The organism is Mesorhizobium sp. M2E.F.Ca.ET.209.01.1.1, assembly GCF_004010375.2.
Taxonomy (GTDB): domain Bacteria; phylum Pseudomonadota; class Alphaproteobacteria; order Rhizobiales; family Rhizobiaceae; genus Mesorhizobium.
Genome location: NZ_SADP02000188.1, coordinates 1 through 444, shown reverse-complemented (window position 1 = coordinate 444; position 444 = coordinate 1). Strand labels below are relative to the sequence as shown.

Sequence of the window (444 nt, the reverse complement as noted above, 5' to 3'; positions counted from 1 at the left end):
CGCGGCTGGCGGCGTCAGGGCGCGGCGTATCCTGTTTTCGCGGGGCAAGCCGTCCGGCGATCTGCTTGCCGCGCTCAACGCGCTCGACCGGTTCGAGCGCGCTATCGTCGAATGCGATGCTCCACGGGCCATAGAGACGCACAGGCTGAACTGCCTGGTCATGCTGGACCGCCTTACGGCAAACGGTCAGTCGCGCGGCTGAGGCTGCTTGGTCGGCGGGGCGCGCCTTGGATCCTGTGCATCCGCCAGGCTCTCCGCCTCGACCGCTGTCATTTCAAGAAGATAGACAAGCATCTGGTAGTGCGTTCGCGAGAGCATTTTCGCGAGCTTGCGCGTGATCTCCGCGACATATCTCAGCGTGCGTGGATGGTTGGCCGCTCCGCCCATCGTGAGCTCCTGACATGCCATGGGCCAAGTTGCTTGGACCAAATTATCGTTGGCGCC

General features: G+C 63.5%; 2 protein-coding genes. One reads left to right on the top strand and one right to left on the bottom strand.

Annotated elements, in window-relative coordinates; genetic code table 11:
• Positions 1-202, top strand: a 202-nt coding sequence (locus EN852_RS41195; RefSeq protein WP_189546359.1) for a hypothetical protein, incomplete at its 5' end; no start/stop codon positions are given.
• On the opposite strand, the gene EN852_RS35220 is transcribed toward EN852_RS41195, so the two are convergent.
• Positions 187-444 (bottom strand): hypothetical protein (locus EN852_RS35220; RefSeq protein ID WP_210238285.1); only part of this gene is annotated, 258 nt, incomplete at its 5' end. The genes EN852_RS41195 and EN852_RS35220 overlap by 16 nt on opposite strands.